Below are 19,045 nucleotides of genomic sequence, written 5' to 3' on the forward strand. Positions count from 1 at the left end.
ACAGAAGAGCGGTATCCACGCATAGCGTGGATCTAGAGCCTGAACTTCATAGGGCTGCCCCCCGCGCGTATCCGCTCTGGATAGTCATCCGACGGATACAGTTGGGGTTCGCATCCCCAACCGCTGTCGGAATCGTGGGCTTCCAGCAACGCAGGATCGATCCATTCGCACAAGTAGTCGCTATCAGATCGTCTTTCGAAGCCTGGACAGTTCACTTTGCCCTCCACTTCAATGGAGTTGTGGGTGCTGCCGAGGTAGCTAGCGCTCAGGTGCCCCGCCACTTGGGTGTAAGTCCCCGTCTCGAGGAAAGTCTGAACAGTCAGATCGCCACCTACGGCCAAAATCCCATCATTTAGTGAGCACGCGTGGAGATGCTCACACACAAGATCGTCGCGTACGAAGACATAACCACCACAGTCAAGATTGCGGGCGCTGAGACTGCCCAGGACGATCACACACCGCATCTCGCCCAGATCATTGAGCACCAGCGTGCCTTCTACGCTCAGATCTCCGTCAACGATCACGCAGTCCGTTTCCCAGTCCGAGCGCCAGTCGCCAACGAGGGACGCCGCAGGCACCACCTTGTACGAAGAGGGGGACTCACGATCATCGCTCGGTTGGTCGGCAGAGGCCGCGATCATCGCCCTGGCCTTCAACGTCGTACGCAGAAGTGCCTGGTCTCCTTCGTTGCGGTAAAGCTCGATTCTTTCATCAAGCTCCGCCAGCAGACTTGCCGTCGTCGCGGGAGACGAGGGTTCAAACCAGTCCTCGATGACGGAGATCGCATCATCGGCAATCGGGCCGCCCTTCAAGCGAACGAGGGCCGTTGCGGCCTCTCCGGAAACTGATCGGCATTCTGGCCCCAGCGGGCTGTCGTCGGGGAAAACGTACATCGGCGGGGTCCAGCCAGGCGAGGCCCCGATCTTCGGCCCAAGCCGCAAGCAGGTTCCATGCAATTCTTCCGAAATCGTGCCGTGGCCTGCCCCTATCCACGCATGGCGTGGATCTACCGCGTCAACCGCATCGTGAATGGTCGGGGTTCGCACCACCCCGGCGATGGACCTGGCGCTGTCGCTCATGCGCAGCGCCAGGCGCATCGCCGGTGCGGACGGGCCGGTCTCCAACTCCGACCGGCCCTGATCGCGGCCGCACCCCCGCAGGCGCAGGCCGCCATCCACACACATGCCGCGCTCAGGCGGCTTCTGACACCGTCACTTCGCGACGGGCGCGCACGGCCGCAGCCAGTCGCTCCAGCACCGTCACCGTGGTGTCCCAGTCGATGCAGCCATCGGTGATGCTCTGTCCGTAGACCAGCGGCTGGCCTTCCACCAGTTCCTGCCGGCCTCCCACCAGATGGCTCTCGATCATCACGCCCACGATGCGCTGTTCGCCGTCCTCCAGCTGAACGGCGATGTCTTCGATCACCTTCGGCTGGTTTTCCGGGTTTTTCAGGCTGTTGGCATGGCTGGCATCGATCATCAGCCGCGTCGGCAGCCTGGCCTTGGCCAGTGCCTGGCAGGCATCGGCCACGCTGGCCGCGTCATAGTTCGGCTGCTTGCCGCCGCGCAGGATCACATGGCAATCCGGGTTGCCGGTGGTCGAAACGATGGCGGTGCCGCCCTGCTTGGTCACCGACAGGAAGTGATGCGGGTTGGAGGCCGCGCCGACCGCATCGGCCGCGATCTTGACGTTGCCATCGGTGCCGTTCTTGAAGCCCACCGGGCACGACAGGCCGGAGGCCAGTTCGCGGTGCACCTGGCTTTCGGTGGTGCGTGCGCCGATCGCGCCCCATGCCACCAGGTCGGCGATGTACTGCGGCGAGATCACGTCGAGGAATTCAACGCCGGCCGGCAGGCCCAGCTTGTTGATGTCGCGCAGCAGGCCGCGGGCAATGCGCAGGCCCTTGTCGATCCGGAAGCTGCCGTCCAGGTCCGGGTCATTGATCAGGCCCTTCCAGCCCACCGTGGTGCGCGGCTTCTCGAAGTACACGCGCATGACGATCTCGAGCTCGCCGGCCAGCGCGTCGCGCAGAGGCTTCAGGCGCTGTGCGTACTCGATGGCCGCATTCGGATCGTGGATCGAACACGGGCCGACCACGACCGCCAGGCGATCGTCGCGGCCATGCAGGATCTGGTGCAGGGCCGCGCGCGAAGCACTGACGGTGTCGGAGGCTTCATCGTCACACGGCAGCATCGCCAGCAGCTGGGCAGGCGGTGTGAGCGGTTCGATGGTGCGGATGCGCAGGTCGTCGGTATGGGGGGGCATGGGGGAGGTCTCCGGTACGTTGGGGGTCCCCAGCGAGGCGGCATGAAAAAAGCCGCCAGGTTCGCTGGCGGCTTTCGGGAATGCGTCTGAAGCTTTCTTCAGGGTGAGCGCAGTCCTTCCTCCGCCAGTGGCTTCGGAAAGTAATACCAGTAAAAGCGGGTAGCGGCTGCGTTCATGGGATGTATTGATAGCACAGCTTCTGCGCAGCACAAAATGTTTCATCCGCAACTGGGGAAGCGGTTCAGCAGCACGGCGATCTAGCGGCTGCCATGCACTTCCACGTCCAGCAGCAGGCCCTCGTGGATATCGGCCCAGCGCTCCAGCACCTGGTCCAGCTCCCGCCTCGCGTCCTCCAGCTGCTCGGGGTTGAGCAGGGACCGCGCCGTGTAGAGATCGGAGACCAGCCGCCGCAGGGTCGATTCCGGTATCGCCACCGAGGGCCCGTCCACATCCGGCAACTGCAACGCCGGGGTGTCGCCGGGAGGGCCGAACAGCGTGACCTGGAGCGTGCTCTGCATGATCGACTTCCCTGCGGGTGGACGTGGGCAATGCACTGTTTACCGCGTCCGGATGACCGGCGCATGTGCCGATGTGCGGATCGATGGTGTCGCGACTGGACCGATGGTGCCACCGCGTTGAGATCTTCCTTCCAGGCTTCTCACCCTCCGGCCGGGAGGGGCCTGCAGGCGCTCAATGCGCGGTTATACGGGCAACGGCATATGCGATACTTCCTCCGTCTCCATGACGTGTCGCGTACTGCCTTGGCATCCCACGCGGACATGTGCTCAAGATGGTTTGCCACCGGAAAAGGGTGGCCGGGTCGGCAAAGCCCGTGTGTCACTGAAGTTCGCGTTTGTCAGCCGGCGTCGCCTTGGGCGGCGCCGGCTGGCAATCCGTCCGCGTTCCATGGCGGGCGGTGCGGGGGGGCGCTTGCGCCCGCCGGATCAGTGACCCGGTCTTTGCCGCCACGTACCGTCCGCCACCTCTTCCGGTGGCGGTGTCGTCTGTCCTGTACGGAGCACACGCCATGAACACACCACACGTTCCCTTCCCCGGTGCCCACCCCGATCCGGCCAATGCCGATCAGGCGCCGTTCGATCCCAACGGTCTGGTCGCCCACCTGCAACGCATCGGCAGCGGTGCGGCCGCCGATGGCCAACCCTGGCCCGAGCGCCATCCAGCGAACGGCCGACGCATGATGCTGGCCGATGCCGATGGCGCACTGGCCGGCCTGCGCATCGTGCAGGAGGTGCTGCTGGCCGCCGAACGCTGCCGCCAGAATGCCGCGCCCGAACATCACGTGAGCGACCGGGTGATGGAAGGGTTGATGCTGGCATCCCTGGGGCTGGCCACGCATGCGGCCGAACGCCTGCAGCCCCACTAGCCGCGTCCGCGCAATGTGACCGGGCCCGATGGCCCGGTCATGGGCCGGCACCCGCCGGATCACAGTGAACGCAGTGCGCGCCTGCGGATGTAGGCGTTGGCAGGGCTGTCGCGCTCGCGTTGCCAGCGTGTGCACAGGTCACGCAGCCACTGCGGCTGGGTCTTCCCGGCATCGTTGAGCCAGTTGCCGACGGAATCCTGCACATAGCGTTCGGGATCATCAGCCAGTGCCTCCAGCAGCGAATGCGCGTGTTCGGGATGCTGCTTGAAAAGAGCGATGTGCGCCGCCCAGACGCCACGGGGACGCAGTGCTTCACAGGCAAACCGGCGCAGATGCGCGGACGGTTCCTGCGTCCACGGCTGCAGGCATTCAAGCGCCAGCAGTGGCCCGGCAACGATGTCGGTGCGCAGCGCCAGCCACGCCCATTCGCGCACGCCGAAATGCGGATCATCGGCCAACGGGCGCATCTTCTCCAGCTTCACCGGCAGGGAGGCGGTGGCATCGCCACCGATCAGGTAGCAGGCCCAGCCGCGCACGGTGTCGGATGCATGCGACTGCCACTGTGCAGGATCACCCTGCCTGGCCTCACGCAACAGCGTTGCCGCCAGAATCATGCGCTGGGTAATGCCTTTGCTGGCGGCATCGCGCATGCATTGAATGGCAGTCTCCGGCAGCACCGCAACGGTCTGCAGCAACACCGCGAAGTCCACGGCCAGACATTCCGCCAGATGCGTGCTGGCGGCTGCCCCGGTATCCAGCTGATGCTTTCGCGCCGGGCTGATCGCTGCGCTCACTGCAGGTCCTTCCGTCCGCCGCCGGTGTGCTGCCACACCTTGGCCAGCAGCTGTGAGAGCTGCACCTGCTCGGCAGTGTCCAGGCCGTTGAACAGGCCCGCGATCCACTGCGTGTGCTGATTGAAGAGGTCTTCGGCCAGGCGCTTGCCCTGCGCGGTCAGCACGATCTGCAGGCGACGACCATCGTCCGCATCGCTGCGCCGCTGCAGCAGACCTTCGCGCTGCAGGCCATCGAGCAGGCCGCTGATGGTGGCGCGGGTGACGCCGGCGCGCTCGGCCAGCGCATGCGGCGACAGTGTGCCGCCGGCACCGTGCAGCAGGAACAGCACGATGAAGCGGCCCTCACTGAGCCCGTGCGGTGCCAGCCGGCTGGCGCAGTCGCGATCGATCGCCGAGGACAGCGACAGCAGCTGGAAGCACAGATGCAGGAGGGCGACATTGGCGTGGCCACGTCGCCGGGCCTCATCCAGAAGGGCGCCATGTTTTGCCTCAAGCACGGTGATTTCCAATATGTTTAGGTGCCTAATCATATTCATGACGGGATGGAGCGCAACACCTACGGGGCCTGCCGCCGGGCCCGGCCGGGCGCACTCCTCGCGCAGGGGGCTGCAAGCAGCCGAAGCTGCGGTAGCATCGCGCCACGTCCCGCCAGGAGTTCCACGCATGCGCCGTGCCGTCCTGCTGTTGCTGACGCTGTTCCCCGCCGCCGTAATGGCCGCTCCCCCTCCCGTGCCCTCCCCGGCCCGGATCGATGCCGAAGCCAAGCGCCTGATGCAGGTCGCCCACGCCCGCGGGATGGCAGTGGCCGTCGTCGACGGTGGCAAGGTCGTGCACGTCGCCGCCTATGGCGAGCGCAACGCTGCCGGCGAACCGCTGCAGACCGACACGGTGATGTATGCGGCATCGCTGACCAAGATGGCCTTCGGCCACCTGATCGCGCAGCTTGCACAGGACAAGGTGATCGATCTGGATGCCAGCATCGCCAGCGCGCTGGACAGACCGCTACCGGACTATCCGGCCGAGCCGAAGAAGTACGCCGATTACACCGTGCTGGCCGGCGACGAACGTTGGCGCCGGCTGACCCCGCGCCTGCTGCTCAACCATGCCAGCGGCTTTGCCAACTTTGCATTCCTGGAGCCGGACGGAAAACTGAAATTCCACTTCGATCCGGGCAGCCGCTATGGCTATTCCGGCGAAGGCCTGATCCTGCTGCAGTTCGTGCTGGAGCGCGGGCTGGGCCAGGACGTGGGTACGCTCATGCAGCAGCGCGTATTCGACCGCTTCGGCATGCCCCGCACCAGCATGATGTGGCGCGAGGATTTCGCCACGAATCTGGCCGACGGCTGGACCGCCGAAGGCACGACGGAACCGCACGATGAACGCAGCCGCGTGCGTGCCGCCGGTTCGATGGACACGACCATCGCCGACATGGGCAATTTCGCGGCCGGCTATGTCAGTGGCCAGGGGCTGTCGGCATCGATGCGCCGGGAGCTGGTGCGGCCGCAGCTGCCGATCACCACCGCCAGCCAGTTCCCGACGCTGCAGCCGGAACTGCCGGTGGCGCAGCGGCGCAGAAACCTGGCTGCGGGACTGGGCGTGGTGACATTCACCGGTGCACAAGGCGCAGGCTTCTACAAGGGCGGACATGACGATGCGGTGGGCAACACGCTGGTGTGCGTCGAGCAAGGCCAACGCTGCGTGGTGATCCTGGGCAACGATGTGCGCGCCGAAGCGGCCTTTCCGGCACTGGTGCGCTTCGTGCTGGGCGAGACGGGGGTGCCGTGGGAATGGGAATACGGCAACAAGAGCTTTGTCAGATGACGACAAAGATCCCCACCTCGCGGCGGGGGCCACTACTCCGGAATGTGGTAATTGCGGGCTTGATCGAACGCGTCGTACCCAGCAGCGACAGCTGGATCTTCATACGCTGCAACCCGGTCTTCACCTGTGCGTACTCCATCCAATCCGCGGAGCCCATCGATACGTTGGGACCACACATGACGATCGAGTTGCGGGCCAATATAGGGCCGCAGGTATCCGTCAAGATGCCCTTGGTCCGGCGACTCGATTTCCGCAGTCAATGCGGCGAGATAGGAATCTTTCCGGGTAGCAGTCCAGTTCACTGAAAACCCGGCGCGATGACAGAGCTCTGCGTGCACCAGCAGCATCGCGCGCCCATTGCCATCGAGAAAGGGATGGGCGTATGCGAACAATCCCATGATGAGACCCGGTGCATCAGCGATCCGCCCCTTCTCCTGCGCCAGATGTAGCGCATGCACCACTGCCCGCTGGGACTCGAATGGATGACAGAAGTGAACGTGCCCCTTGGTTACGTGCTTGTCTGGCGCGACCGTTGCGCGGTCCATTCCCGCCCACGGATACAGGCCTTCGAACAGAATCTGATGGACCCTGAGGAAGGCGGCATAGTCGATATGCGCAGCTTGCTCGAGATACTTCAAGGCCTTGGGCAGCTGAGCGCGAAACAATTGATGCTCCGCGATCTTGATCAACTCAAGGTCTTTCTCGCCTGCATGATTTCGCAGGTATCCCACCGCCTCATAGTCACCGAACGGATCAAACACCTTTGAGCCTGTGATGCGCCATCACCAGCTTTACCATTTCCTGACCGGAGAGCTTGTCCTCGCGGGTCAATGCGACCAGCAGATCATCGGTGTCATCACTCTGCACGGTGTCGCCCGCCAGTGATGTCACTGCACTGGCCCAGCTATCCATGTAACGCGCCGCGTACTGTACGCCTTCACGTTTGGCGAGCCGACGCGCCAATTTGGTAATCGCCGTAACAACGTTGCCGCGCGCCGAGCCATGCTCTTTCGTTGCCAGAAGACCAGCGCGTCCGAGCCGCGCCACAGTGCCCGGATGCGCATAGATACCGCGCTCAAGACGCTCAAGCTGGTGGCTCTCAACCAAGGCCCGCAAGGCTTCAGTGACCTGCGTACGTCCACCCAGATCATTGAACTCGGAACGCAAGAAAACCCCCGGCCTAGCAGGGTCAATCTGGCGCAGGATCCGGCCCTTGATATCCATGTAACCATGCTAGCACATCCGAATTAAGGCGCCATGTATCAATAACTTAAGCATCATCCAGGCGTCCGGCCTGCCCCCAGCCGCCCACAAAAAAAACCCCGCCTTGCGGCGGGGTTTTTCACTTCATCGGGAACAGCGGACCTTAGAAGTCCATGCCGCCCATGCCACCCATGCCGCCCATGCCACCGGCGCCGCCCAGGGCCGGCTCGTCCTTCTTCGGAGCTTCGGCAACCATGGCTTCGGTGGTGATCATCAGGCCAGCGATCGAGGCCGCGTTCTGCAGCGCCGAACGGGTCACCTTGGTCGGGTCCAGGATGCCGAACTGCAGCATGTCGCCGAACTCACCGGTGGCGGCGTTGTAGCCGAAGCTGCCGCTGCCTTCCTTGACCTTGTTGACGATGACGGACGGCTCTTCGCCGGCGTTGGCGACGATCTCGCGCAGCGGGGCTTCCATCGCGCGCAGGGCGATCTGGATGCCGTGGTTCTGGTCTTCGTTGGCGCCCTTCAGGCCGGCCAGCGCGGTGACCGCACGGACCAGTGCAACGCCGCCGCCCGGAACCACGCCTTCTTCAACGGCTGCACGGGTAGCGTGCAGGGCGTCGTCGACGCGATCCTTCTTTTCCTTCATTTCGATTTCGGTGGACGCACCCACCTTGATCACGGCAACGCCGCCAGCCAGCTTGGCCACGCGTTCCTGCAGCTTCTCGCGGTCGTAATCCGAGGAGGTGTCCTGGATCTGGGTCTTGATCTGCGCAACGCGCGATTCGACCGCAGCCTTGTCGCCCACGCCGTCGATGATGGTGGTGTTCTCCTTGGAGACCTGCACCTTCTTGGCGCGGCCCAGGTCCTTGATGGTGGCCTTCTCCAGCGACAGGCCCACTTCTTCGGAGATCACGGTGCCGCCGGTCAGCACGGCCATGTCTTCCAGCATCGCCTTGCGACGATCGCCGAAGCCCGGGGCCTTCACGGCCACGACCTTGACGATGCCACGGATGGTGTTGACCACCAGGGTCGCCAGCGCTTCGCCTTCGACTTCCTCGGCCACGATCAGCAGCGGCTTGCCGGCCTTGGCGACGCCTTCCAGCACCGGCAGCAGGTCACGGACGTTGGAGATCTTCTTGTCGTGCAGCAGGATGAACGGGTCATCCAGGTCAGCGGTCTGCGACTGCTGGTTGTTGATGAAGTACGGGGACAGGTAGCCGCGGTCGAACTGCATGCCCTTGACCACGTCCAGCTCGTTGTCCAGGCCCGAGCCTTCTTCAACGGTGATCACGCCTTCCTTGCCGACTTCCTTCATCGCGTCAGCGATGATCTGGCCGATCGACTCGTCCGAGTTGGCCGAGATGGTGCCGACCTGGGCGATCGCCTTGTCGTCAGCGGTCGGCTTGGAGATGTTCTTCAGCTCGGTGACGGCAGCCACGACGGCCTTGTCGATACCGCGCTTGAGGTCCATCGGGTTCATGCCGGCAGCAACGGCCTTGGCGCCTTCGCGGATCAGGGCCTGGGCCAGCACGGTGGCGGTGGTGGTGCCGTCGCCGGCGTCGTCGTTGGTGCGCGAAGCAACTTCCTTCACCATCTGCGCGCCCATGTTCTCGAACTTGTCAGCCAGTTCGATTTCCTTGGCGACGGAGACGCCGTCCTTGGTGATGGTCGGGGCGCCGAAGCTCTTCTCGAGCACGACATTGCGGCCCTTCGGGCCGAGGGTGGCCTTGACGGCATTGGCGAGAACGTTGACGCCGCGCACCATGCGCGAACGGGCGTCTTCACCGAAACGGATATCCTTGGCAGCCATTGCAATTACCTCATTGGTCGCGCCGGGCCGTGCCCGGCGGCTGGGATGTGGGGATCAGGTTGAAACAGGTCGCGGCGGGGCTCAGCCGATGACGGCGAGCACGTCGTCTTCGCGCAGGACCTTGTACTCGACGCCTTCGCTCTTGTACGAGCTGCCGGCGTACTGGCCGTAGATGACCTTGTCACCGACCTTCAGGGACGGCGCGCGCACGCTGCCGTTGTCCAGCGGCTTGCCGGGGCCGACGGCCACGACTTCACCCTTGGTGGACTTTTCCTTGGCCGAGTCGGGGATGACGATGCCACCGGCGGAGATTTCGTCGGCTTCGATCGGCTTGACCACAACGCGGTCGTGCAGCGGCTTGATGCTCATAGGAGACCTCTTAAGTGATTGATTGGTCTAAAAAAGTCCGGCGATGTTAGCACTCGCACCAGGCGAGTGCCAGAACCGCACGTGAAGAAACCCGACAAGGTCGGGAGCACGGCAGAGATGGAGCCCCCCGGGAGGCTTTCAAGGGGCGTCGCGAAAAAAGTTTCCGCGCCGGACGCTGCGGCAGTGCGGTGGGGTGGCCCCGCATTAGGTGACCAACGTCGCACTGTCAGATATCTGACGTTCATTTACGACAAAGTGTCACTGGATCGGCCTTAGGCTCGGCCGCGCATTCCCAATCACAAGGAGTCGTCGATGCGATTGCTGTCCCCGCTCGCCACCGCCTGCGTGCTGGCCCTGGCCACCGCGCCGGCCCAGGCCGAGGTCTTCATCAACGAACTGCATTACGACGACAGCACCGCAGCCGGTGACGTCGGCGAGGCGATCGAGGTCGTGGCCACCGCCGGCGAGGATCTGTCCGGCTATCGGCTGTATCTGTACAACGGCAGCACGCCGTCGGCCGCTTCGGTGTACGCCAACACGGCCGTCCCTGCCGGCAGCGCGGCCGGGTGCGGCAGCGCCACCCTGGCCGTGGTCAGCTATCCGACCAACGGCATCCAGAACGGTCCCAACGACGGCATCGCGCTGGTCGACGCCAGCGGCAAGGTGGTCCAGTTCCTCAGCTATGAGGGCACGATCACTGCCTCCGGCGGTCCTGCCGCAGGCATGACCAGCCAGAACATTCCGGTGGCCGAGACCAACAGCACGGCCCCCGGCACCTCACTGCAGCTGACGGGCAGCGGCAGCCAGTACGCCCACTTCACCTGGGCCGAATCGGCGACGCAGACCTTCGGCAGCTGCAACAACGGCCAGACCTTCAGCGGTGGGGGTACGCCCGGTCCCAATACGCCGCCATCGGTGTCCACCACCACCCCCGCCCAGGGCAGCAGCACGTTCCCGGCCGCGGCCGATCTGGAAGTGGTGTTCAGCGAGACGGTGAACCTGGCCAGCGGCGCCTTCGCGCTGAGCTGCGGCGCCTCCGGCAGCGTACCGCTGACCCACCCGGCCAGCGGCAGGAGCGTGAAGCTGTCCACCAACACCGCGCTGGTGGCCGGTGAGGCCTGCCGCTTCGACATCCGCGCCGCGCGCATCACCGACCTGCAGGGCGCGCATCCGGCTGCCGACAGCCGCATCGCCTTCACCGTGGCCAGCGCCACGGGCAACCCCGATCCGGGCAATCCTGGCGTACCGGCGGGCTACTACTCCAGGGTCAATACCTCCAGCCCGAGCCAGCTGCGCTGCTCGCTGCACGCGACCATCAAGGGCCACACTGCCTATCCGTACAGCGGCTCGGGCACCAGCACCTGGACCATCCTGGAGATCGCCGACGAGGATCCGAACAACCCCAACCGCATCCTCGATGCCTATCGCAACCGCAGTTACGCCAAGGTCAGCGATCGCGCTGGCACGGGCAGTGGCCTGACCTACAACCGCGAGCACACCTGGCCGAACTCGCTGGGCTTTGCCAGCACCACCGGCGACAAGGGCCTGCCCTACGCGCCCTACACCGACACCCACATGCTGTACCTGACCGATGCGCAGTGGAATGCCGACCGCGGCAACAAGCCGTTCGGCAAGTGCGATGCCAACTGTGGCGAGCGCGCCACCGAGGCCAACAACGGCCATGGCGGCGGCAGCGGCGGCTACCCGGGCAATTCCAACTGGGTGCGCACGCCGGACGGCAACACCGGCACCTTCGAGGTGTGGGGCCATCGCAAGGGCGACATGGCGCGCGCGGTGATGTACATGGCGATCCGTTACGAGGGCGGCAAGGATGCAGCCACCGGCCAGTCCGAGCCGGACCTGGAGCTGACCGACGACCGCAGCCGGATCGTCAGGACCAGCAGTTCGCCGGCCTACATGGGCCTGCTCTCGACCCTGATCGACTGGCATCTGTCCGATCCGCCGGACGACGCCGAGCGCGCGCGCAACGACGTGATCTACAGCTTCCAGGGCAACCGTAACCCGTTCATCGACCACCCCGAGTGGGCGACGCCGGCGTTGTTCACCTCGGCCAAGCCGGCGACCTGCCAGCTGGCCAACTGACCGCGCAACGCAGCGGTCCATCGCCGCCGCCGGACCTTGATCCGGCGGCGGCCCTATACTCGACGGTCATGCCGACCGTCGATCCCGTCCTGCTGCTGTTGACCACCTGCCCGGACCGGGCCAGTGCCGAGCGCATCGCGCATGCGCTGGTCGGCGAGCGCCTGGCCGCCTGCGTGACGCGCCTGGAAGGGGCGCAGTCGACCTACCGCTGGCAGGGCGAGGTCACTACCGATGCCGAGCTGCAGCTGCTGGTGAAGACCACGGCCAGGCGCGTGGAAGCAGCGATGGCACGCATCGTCGAACTGCATCCGTATGAACTCCCCGAGTGCATCGCGGTCGAAACCCGGGCCGGACTGCCGGCCTATCTGGATTGGATCCGGGCGCAGACCCGGGAGGACACCGCTTGATGAATCTGTTTGCCCGTGCCGCCGCGCTGTGCGCCCTGCTCTCGCTGGCCCTGCCTGCATTCGCCCTGGACGAGAAAGATCTGCTGCCGGTGGACCAGGCGTTCGCGCTGACCGCCAGTGCGCCGGAGCGGAACCAGATCCAGCTGCAGTTCAAGATCGCGCCGGGGTACTACCTCTATCGCCACCGCACCAGCGTCAAGGCCGACCCGGCCTTCAATGCCGGTGCGCTGCAGATGCCCAGCGGCACCAAGCACCACGACGATTTCTTCGGCGAGGTCGAGACCTACCGCGAACGCCTGCAGGTTTCGCTGCCGGGCGCCCCGACGGATGCGGCCGGCACCCTCAGCCTGGAAGTGCGCTACCAGGGCTGCGCCGATGCCGGTGTCTGCTACCCGCCGCAGAAGCGCGTGGTCCAGGTGACTCTGCCCGGTGGTGGCGGTGGCGCCGCAGCCGCCCTGCCAACCGCGCGGGTCACCGGCGTGAACGCGTTCAACACTCCGCTTGCCGGGGCCGGCAGCGGTGGTGGCCTGCGCCTGCCCGGCAGCAGCAACAGCCAGGCGCTTCCGCTGCCCTCCGAACAAGCCTTCGGCTTCGACGCGATCGCCAGCGATGGCAACACCCTGCTGCTGCGCTTCAGTCCCGCGCCGGGCTACTACCTGTATCGCGATCGCACTTCACTGAAGCTGGAAGGCAGTGCCGGTGTGCTGGCTGATACGCCGCGCTGGCCCGCCGCGCAGTCGCATCGCGACGAGCACTTCGGCGATGTGTCGGTGTACTTCAACCAGGTCGAAGTGCCGCTGCCGCTGCGCCGCACGGTGACCGACGCGGTGGACAGCACACTGGTGGTGACCTTCCAGGGTTGCCAGACCGATGGCATCTGCTACCCGCCGATGACCCGCCGGGTGAAGCTGTCGATCCCCGCGGGAAAGATCAGCGCCCACGCCGGCCAGCCTGCGCCACGCAGCGAAATGATCCGACCGCTGCCGGCGGGAAGCGCCGCACCGCGCGAGGCTGCCAACGGCACCCCGTTGCGCCTGCTGCCGACCGTGCCGAACAGCGAACCGGCGCGTACCGATGTGGACGGCGCGCAGGCAGGGTTCGCCGCCGATGCGCGGGGCGACAACGCGCTGCGTACCCGCCCGCCGGCCACCACCCCGGATCCGGACCGTTCGTTCCTGTGGGTGCTGCTGCTGGCACTGGCCGGTGGTCTCGTACTGAACCTGATGCCCTGCGTGCTGCCGATCCTGTCGCTGAAAGTGCTGGGCCTGGCACAGAGCGGTGAGAGCGCCGAGCGCGCCCGCAGCCACGCCATGTGGTACACGCTGGGCGTACTGGTCGCCTTCGCGGTGATCGGCGCGCTGATGGTCGGCCTGCGCATGCTTGGCAATGCGGTGGGCATCGGTTTCCAGCTGCAGCACCCAGGCGTGGTCGCGGCACTGGCCTACATCATGTTTGCGGTTGGCCTGAGCCTGTCCGGCGTGTTCACCCTCGGCGGTGGCCTGGGCAACCTCGGCCAGTCACTCGCCCGTCGCAGCGGTCCGGCCGGCGATTTCTTCACCGGTGCGCTGGCCTGCGTGGTCGGCAGCGCGTGCGTCGGTCCGTTCATGGGAGGCGCGGTCGCCTATGCCTTCGTTGCCACGCCCGTACAGGCGATGGCCGTGTTCCTGTTCCTGGGTCTGGGCCTGGCCCTGCCGTTCCTGCTGATCGGCTTCGTACCGGCGCTCGCGCGGCGCCTGCCCAAGCCCGGCCCGTGGATGGAAACGCTCAAGCACGTGCTGGCGTTCCCGATGTATGCCACCGCACTGTGGCTGCTGTGGGTGCTGGGCAAGCAGCGTGGCGTGGACGGCATGGCGCTGGCGCTGGGTGGGCTGCTGCTGCTGTCCCTGGGCCTGTGGTTGTTCGAGCGCAGCCGCTGGCGCAGCCAGCGCGCGGCCGGCCTGCTGGGCGTGCTGCTGGCAATCGCCGCGCTGGTACCGGTGTGGGGCGTGACCCAGCTGACGCCACCGGCACGTGCGGCACAGGCCACCAGCGAGAACGTCGTGGAGTATTCGCCGCAGCTGCTCGACCGCCTGCGTGCCGACAACCGCGTGGTGTTCGTCAACATGACCGCCGACTGGTGCGTGAGCTGCAAGGCGAACGAGCGTGCCGTGCTGTCGCGACCGGAGTTCAGGGAGCTGCTCAGGCGCACCAACGCGGTGTACATGCGCGGCGACTACACCAACGTGGACCCGCAGATCACCGCTTTCCTCGATGAGCACAAGGCCGTGGGCGTTCCGCTTTACGTGGTGTACGGCCCCGGCGCACCGCCGACGGTGCTGCCGACCCTGCTTACCCAGGCCGTGGTCGAAGAAGCGCTGCTGCGCACCGCACGATGAGGTGGCAACGGCCAGCGCTGCTGTGGACCGCGGTGCTGGCTGCCGGCCTGGGCCTGTGGGCCGGCCATCGGCTGACGCCGGTGCCGGCGGCGGACGCTGGCGATCCAGACGCGCAGCCACCTGCAGCACCGCTGCCCGTGCTGCAGGCAGGCGATGCCCTGCCCGCACTGGTGCTGCCGGACCTGCAGGGACAGCCGCTCGATCTGCGCCAGCGTTTTGCCGGCCGGCCGCTGCTCATCAATGTCTGGGCCAGCTGGTGCGGGCCCTGCGTCGAGGAAATGCCGGAACTGTCGCGCTTCGCGCAGGCGCAGCAACCTGACGGCGTGCAGGTGCTGGGGCTGGCGCTGGATACACCCGAAGATGTGCGGCGCTTCCTGCAGCGGGTGCCGGTGGACTACCCGATCGTGCTGGAGACGCCCGGTCCGCGCGATGCCAGCGTGCAGCTGGGCAATGCCCAGGGGCTGCTGCCTTACAGCGTGCTGGTGGATGCACAGGGCCGCATCGTGAAGCAGAAGCTGGGGCCGTTTGCCGCCGGCGAAGTGCAGACGTGGGCCCGGCTGTAAGCTGGCCGCGGCCGGCATCCACGCGTCCTGATCCCGGTCAGACCAGTGAGCGCGCCCAGAGCTGGGACACCTGTGGCTGGCCGAACAGCTGCTCGTGCTGCTCGGTCATCAGTTCGAAGCCGGCCCGTTCGTACAGGCCGCGGGCGTCGATGAGCGCGGCATTGGTCCACAGCACCATGCGCTTGTAGCCCACCGCGCGCGCGAAGCTCATCGCCTCGTCCACCAGTCGCTGCCCGATGCCCCGCCTGCGCGCGCTGGCATCGACGTGCAGCAGCCGCAGCTTGGCATTGTGCGCGTCGTGCCGGACCACGAACACCGACCCCACCGGGGTGCCGTCCAGTTCAGCGATCCAGCAGCGCTCGGTCTGCGGGTCGTGTTCGCGCAGGTAGCGGGTGACGATGTCGGCCACCAGCGCTTCAAACTCCGCGTTCCATCCGAATTCGCGTGCATACAGCGCGCCGTGCTTCTGGATCACCCAGCCCATGTCGCCGGGGCGGGGATCGCGCAGCACGCAATCCGACGATGCACCTCCCAGCAGTGCCTGGATGTGCGCCATCGCCTCCAGAAGGCGCTGGCATCCTGCTTCGCTGATATCTCCCAGCATGGCAGCGACGCTTTCGCTGGACGCTGCATCCAGCTGTGCGAAGGCGGCGCGGCCCGCCTCGGTCAACACCAGCCGGTTCGCGCGCGCATCCATCACCGACGGTTCGCGTTGAACCAGACCGCGCGCCTGCAGCCCGCTCAGCAGCCGGCTGAGGTAGCCCGCGTTGAGGTCCAGCCGATGGCCCAGCTGCGCAGCCGTGATGCCCTGGCCCGCCGCCAGTTCGAACAGCACCCGCGCCTCGGTGAGGGTGAAGTCGCTGTGCAGCAAACGCTCCTCAAGCACCGCGATCCTGCGGGTGTAGAAGCGGTTGAAGGCGCGGACCTGTGCAACGGGATCGGAAGTGAGCGCAGACACGGGACGTTCCTGATGGTTGCCTTGGGCACATAGTACATGCCCCGAGCAACTATATAACGCTGTTTTGCGATCCATTCCGCGCCTTGACGCCTTAAAACGAAAGATTCGTTGCAGTACGGTTTACGTTCTGTTAATTCTGCGTTTAGCGACCAGGGCCCCTGGCTGCAAGGAGAACCAACAGGATGAACGACTGACCGACAAACCACTCAAATCGACTGCAGGGTGCATGCATGAAACACGGAATTCGCAGAAGTGTTCAGGCTCCAGACGCAATCACGCCATTGGCATCCGCAGTAATGGTGGCCCTCGCCACCGCGCTGCTGTCCACCAGCCCCGTTGCCCGGGCGCAGGACAGCGGCACATCGACGACGCCCGACGCGGCCACCACCACCCTGGATACCGTTTCGGTACTGGGCAGCCGCACCAAACCGCGCACGGTGTCCTCGTCGGCGGTGCCGATCGACATCATCAGCGGTGAAGAGTTCCGCAACCAGGGCGCGACCGACGCCCTCGACCAGCTCAAAGTGCTCGTGCCTTCCTTCAACGTCAGCACGATTCCCATCGACGATGCGGCCAGCCTGGTGCGTCCGGCCAACCTGCGTGGCCTGCCGCCGGACAACACCCTGCTGCTGGTCAACGGCAAGCGTTTCCACCGCTCGGCGGTGATCACGTTCCTCGGCCACGGACTGTCTGACGGCGCACAGGGACCGGACCTGTCCGTGTTCCCCTCGCTGGCGCTGGAACAGGTGGACGTGCTGCGCGACGGCGCAGCGGCACAATACGGCTCGGACGCCATTGCCGGCGTGCTCAACTTCAGCCTGAAGAAGCTGCGCGAAGGCGGCACCGCCGAGGTGTTCGCCGGCCAGTACTACGAGGGCGACGGGCTCACCACCCAGTACTCGGCGCAGATCGGCCTGCCGCTCACCGAGCACGGCTTCGCCACCCTTACGGCCGAATGGCGCAACGCCGACGACACCTCGCGCAGTGTGCAGCGCGACGATGCCGCCGCGGCCGCAGCGGCAGGCTATCCCGGGGTGAAAGATCCTGCGCAGATCTGGGGATCGCCGAAGGTGGACGACGACCTCAAGCTGGTCGCCAACCTCGGTTACGACACCGAGAACGTGGAGTTCTACCTGTTCGGCAATTACGCCAAGCGTGAAGTGGATGGCGGGTTCTACTACCGCGACCCCACCGCACGTTCGGGCGTCTACTCCAACGATGGCGGCCAGACATTGCTGGTGGGCAACCTGACCGGCGTGGGCGCATGCCCCACCATCGCCCTGCGCGATGGCGCCGGCAACCTGCTGCCGTACGGCACCGTGAGCGGCGCGGTGGCTGCCCTGCCCGCCAACTGCTTTACCTTCCTGTCCAGCCTGCCCGGCGGCTTCACCCCACGTTTCGGCGGCAAACTGGAAGACGCCTCGGTGTTCGCCGGCGCCAAAGGCACCTGGGGTGAGTGGTACTGGGACGTGAGCGGCTCCTGGGGACGCAACGACATCGAGTTCACCATCTACAACACCGTCAACGCCTCGCTCGGTCCCGACCAGCCGGCCGGGCTGTTGTTCCGCCCGGGTGGCAATACCCAGACCGAAAAGAACCTCAATGTGGACGTCAGCCGGGACATCCCGGTCAGCTTCAGCAGCCAGCCGCTGCGCCTGGCGATGGGTGCCGAATGGCGCGAGGAGAGCTTCAGGATCAGCCCCGGTGACGGCCCGTCCACGGCCATCGGGCCGCTGACCGAGCAGGGCTTCGCGCTGGGCTCCAACGGGTTCAACGGCTTCAGCACGCGCACCGCCGGCACCTTTGATCGTCGCAACTGGGCCGCCTACGCCGACCTGGAAGCACAGCTCACCGAGCGGCTGCTGCTGGCCGGTGCGCTGCGCTACGAGGACTACGATTCGTTCGGCAGCACCACCACCGGCAAGCTCACCGCGCGCTTCGACTTCAACGAGCACTTCGCTCTGCGCGGCGCCTACAACACCGGCTTCCGTGCGCCGACTCCCGGCCAGGCCAACATCAGCCAGATCAGCACCGTGTTCGGCGGTACCGCACTGGAAGACATCGCCACCCTGCCGCCGACCAATCCGATTGCCCAGCTCAAGGGCGCGCAGCCGCTTACTCCGGAAGAGTCCAGGAATGTGTCATTGGGCGCGGTGTGGACCGAAGGTGACTGGCTGGTCACCCTGGACGGCTATCAGATCAAGGTGGAAGACCGCATTGCCCTGAGCACCAGCTTTGCAGTCACTCCGGAGGAGCGTGCGGCGCTGGTGGCCGGCGGCAATGCAGAAGCCGCTTCCATCTCGCAGGTAACCTACTTCGGCAACGCCTTCGATACCACCACCACCGGCGTGGACCTGGTGACCAGCTTCAAGAGCAACGACTTCGGCGGGGTCACCACCTACTCGCTGGCGGCCAACTGGAACCGCACGAAGGTGGACCGCTACGACACCGACTTCATCGACGAAGCGCGCGTGTACAAGCTGGAGAAATCGCTGCCCAGGACCAAGGGCTACTTCAGCATCAATCACCAGCGGCAGATCTTCCACGCCAATCTCCGGTTCAACTATTACAGCAGCTGGTACGAGGATCACCTGGACAGCGGCGTGATCTCCGCCGAGGACGGCGGCCTGCCGATCTACGGGGGCAGCGCGTTGATCGTGGATGCGGAGGTGGGCTGGAAGTTCGATTCGGGCCTGTACGTCAGCGTGGGCGCGCAGAACCTGTTCGACCGTGTGCCGGCCAGCAACCCCTGGGGGGGCGTGGCCGGTGCGCAGTATCCGGTGCATTCGCCCTACGGATTCAACGGCGGGTTCTATTACACGCGGGTGGGCTGGAAGTTCTGACGCAGGTACAAGTGCGCGCAACGGTGGCCATGGAAGGCCCCGTCGCTGGCGCCACCCCACCGGCTTGACCGCAGGCAGGGCGCCCCCGAGAATTACGCGACTAATTCTCATTTGCTGTTGCGCAGGATGCGGGCGGCAGCCCTCCTG

General features: G+C 65.8%; 17 protein-coding genes. 7 read left to right on the plus strand and 10 right to left on the minus strand.

The features are described 5' to 3' along the window. Positions 1 to 32 precede the first annotated feature (32 nt). The 3 genes from ACZLIF_RS18405 to ACZLIF_RS18415 form a co-directional block, all read right to left on the minus strand. A complete protein-coding gene (locus ACZLIF_RS18405) occupies positions 33 to 1,079 on the minus strand; it encodes a hypothetical protein (RefSeq protein ID WP_164972335.1) in 1,047 nt (348 codons plus the stop codon). A 112-nt stretch (positions 1,080 to 1,191) separates the two neighbouring features. Next, complete coding sequence (locus tag ACZLIF_RS18410) at positions 1,192 to 2,265, minus strand: 3-deoxy-7-phosphoheptulonate synthase (RefSeq protein ID WP_053515727.1); 1,074 nt, start codon at positions 2,263 to 2,265, stop codon at positions 1,192 to 1,194. 257 nt (positions 2,266 to 2,522) lie between these two features. Continuing rightward, positions 2,523 to 2,783, minus strand: a complete 261-nt coding sequence (locus ACZLIF_RS18415; RefSeq protein ID WP_128987725.1) for a hypothetical protein — start codon at positions 2,781 to 2,783, stop codon at positions 2,523 to 2,525. 509 nt (positions 2,784 to 3,292) lie between these two features. Here ACZLIF_RS18415 and ACZLIF_RS18420 point away from each other — a divergent pair. After that, entirely contained in the window at positions 3,293 to 3,649 is a 357-nt protein-coding gene (locus ACZLIF_RS18420; protein WP_065174435.1) for a hypothetical protein, read from the plus strand. A 59-nt stretch (positions 3,650 to 3,708) separates the two neighbouring features. Here the strand turns inward: ACZLIF_RS18420 and ACZLIF_RS18425 are convergent, their stop codons facing one another. Then, positions 3,709 to 4,443, minus strand: a complete 735-nt coding sequence (locus tag ACZLIF_RS18425; RefSeq protein ID WP_128987724.1) for a DNA alkylation repair protein — start codon at positions 4,441 to 4,443, stop codon at positions 3,709 to 3,711. Beyond that, positions 4,440 to 4,940 (minus strand): MarR family winged helix-turn-helix transcriptional regulator, encoded by a 501-nt coding sequence (locus ACZLIF_RS18430; RefSeq protein WP_128987723.1) that lies wholly within the window; start codon positions 4,938 to 4,940, stop codon positions 4,440 to 4,442. The genes ACZLIF_RS18425 and ACZLIF_RS18430 overlap by 4 nt, the downstream gene beginning before the upstream one ends. Before the next feature lie 166 nt (positions 4,941 to 5,106). Here ACZLIF_RS18430 and ACZLIF_RS18435 point away from each other — a divergent pair, with 166 nt between their 5' ends. Further along, entirely contained in the window at positions 5,107 to 6,264 is a 1,158-nt protein-coding gene (locus ACZLIF_RS18435) for a serine hydrolase domain-containing protein (protein ID WP_128987722.1), read from the plus strand. A gap of 32 nt (positions 6,265 to 6,296) precedes the next feature. On the opposite strand, the gene ACZLIF_RS18440 is transcribed toward ACZLIF_RS18435, so the two are convergent. The 4 genes from ACZLIF_RS18440 to ACZLIF_RS18455 all read right to left on the minus strand — a co-directional run bounded on the left by ACZLIF_RS18440 (position 6,297) and on the right by ACZLIF_RS18455 (position 9,649). Then, positions 6,297 to 7,025: a Fic family protein gene (locus tag ACZLIF_RS18440; RefSeq protein ID WP_128987721.1), complete on the minus strand. Its 729-nt coding sequence runs from the start codon at positions 7,023 to 7,025 to the stop codon at positions 6,297 to 6,299. Further along, positions 7,018 to 7,488, minus strand: coding sequence for a hypothetical protein (locus ACZLIF_RS18445; protein ID WP_128987720.1), 471 nt, complete (start codon positions 7,486 to 7,488; stop codon positions 7,018 to 7,020). The genes ACZLIF_RS18440 and ACZLIF_RS18445 overlap by 8 nt, the downstream gene beginning before the upstream one ends. Before the next feature lie 142 nt (positions 7,489 to 7,630). Beyond that, a complete protein-coding gene (gene groL / locus ACZLIF_RS18450) occupies positions 7,631 to 9,280 on the minus strand; it encodes a chaperonin GroEL (protein ID WP_053515717.1) in 1,650 nt (549 codons plus the stop codon). An 81-nt stretch (positions 9,281 to 9,361) separates the two neighbouring features. Beyond that, positions 9,362 to 9,649 carry a co-chaperone GroES gene (locus ACZLIF_RS18455; protein ID WP_006396661.1) on the minus strand — a complete coding sequence of 96 codons (288 nt, stop codon included), beginning with the start codon at positions 9,647 to 9,649 and terminating at the stop codon, positions 9,362 to 9,364. A gap of 312 nt (positions 9,650 to 9,961) precedes the next feature. Between ACZLIF_RS18455 and ACZLIF_RS18460 the strand changes: the two genes are divergently transcribed. The 4 genes from ACZLIF_RS18460 (at position 9,962) to ACZLIF_RS18475 (ending at position 15,097) form a co-directional block, all read left to right on the plus strand. Then, on the plus strand, positions 9,962 to 11,752 hold the full coding sequence (locus ACZLIF_RS18460; protein ID WP_065174432.1) for an endonuclease: 1,791 nt from the start codon (positions 9,962 to 9,964) through the stop codon (positions 11,750 to 11,752). Positions 11,753 to 11,820: 68 nt separating this feature from the next. Next, positions 11,821 to 12,159, plus strand: a complete 339-nt coding sequence (gene cutA, locus ACZLIF_RS18465; protein ID WP_478462180.1) for a divalent-cation tolerance protein CutA — start codon at positions 11,821 to 11,823, stop codon at positions 12,157 to 12,159. Next, positions 12,156 to 14,534 carry a protein-disulfide reductase DsbD family protein gene (locus ACZLIF_RS18470; protein WP_128987716.1) on the plus strand — a complete coding sequence of 793 codons (2,379 nt, stop codon included), beginning with the start codon at positions 12,156 to 12,158 and terminating at the stop codon, positions 14,532 to 14,534. The genes cutA and ACZLIF_RS18470 overlap by 4 nt, the downstream gene beginning before the upstream one ends. Continuing rightward, positions 14,531 to 15,097: a redoxin family protein gene (locus tag ACZLIF_RS18475; protein ID WP_128987715.1), complete on the plus strand. Its 567-nt coding sequence runs from the start codon at positions 14,531 to 14,533 to the stop codon at positions 15,095 to 15,097. Before ACZLIF_RS18470 ends, ACZLIF_RS18475 begins: the two co-directional genes overlap by 4 nt. A gap of 37 nt (positions 15,098 to 15,134) precedes the next feature. Here the strand turns inward: ACZLIF_RS18475 and ACZLIF_RS18480 are convergent, their stop codons facing one another. Beyond that, positions 15,135 to 16,055, minus strand: coding sequence for a bifunctional helix-turn-helix transcriptional regulator/GNAT family N-acetyltransferase (locus tag ACZLIF_RS18480; RefSeq protein WP_065181626.1), 921 nt, complete (start codon positions 16,053 to 16,055; stop codon positions 15,135 to 15,137). 296 nt (positions 16,056 to 16,351) lie between these two features. Between ACZLIF_RS18480 and ACZLIF_RS18485 the strand changes: the two genes are divergently transcribed. Beyond that, positions 16,352 to 18,898 carry a TonB-dependent receptor plug domain-containing protein gene (locus ACZLIF_RS18485; protein WP_128987713.1) on the plus strand — a complete coding sequence of 849 codons (2,547 nt, stop codon included), beginning with the start codon at positions 16,352 to 16,354 and terminating at the stop codon, positions 18,896 to 18,898. Positions 18,899 to 19,045 lie beyond the last annotated feature (147 nt).

It is taken from the genome of Stenotrophomonas sp. 2201_Sma, assembly GCF_056486685.1.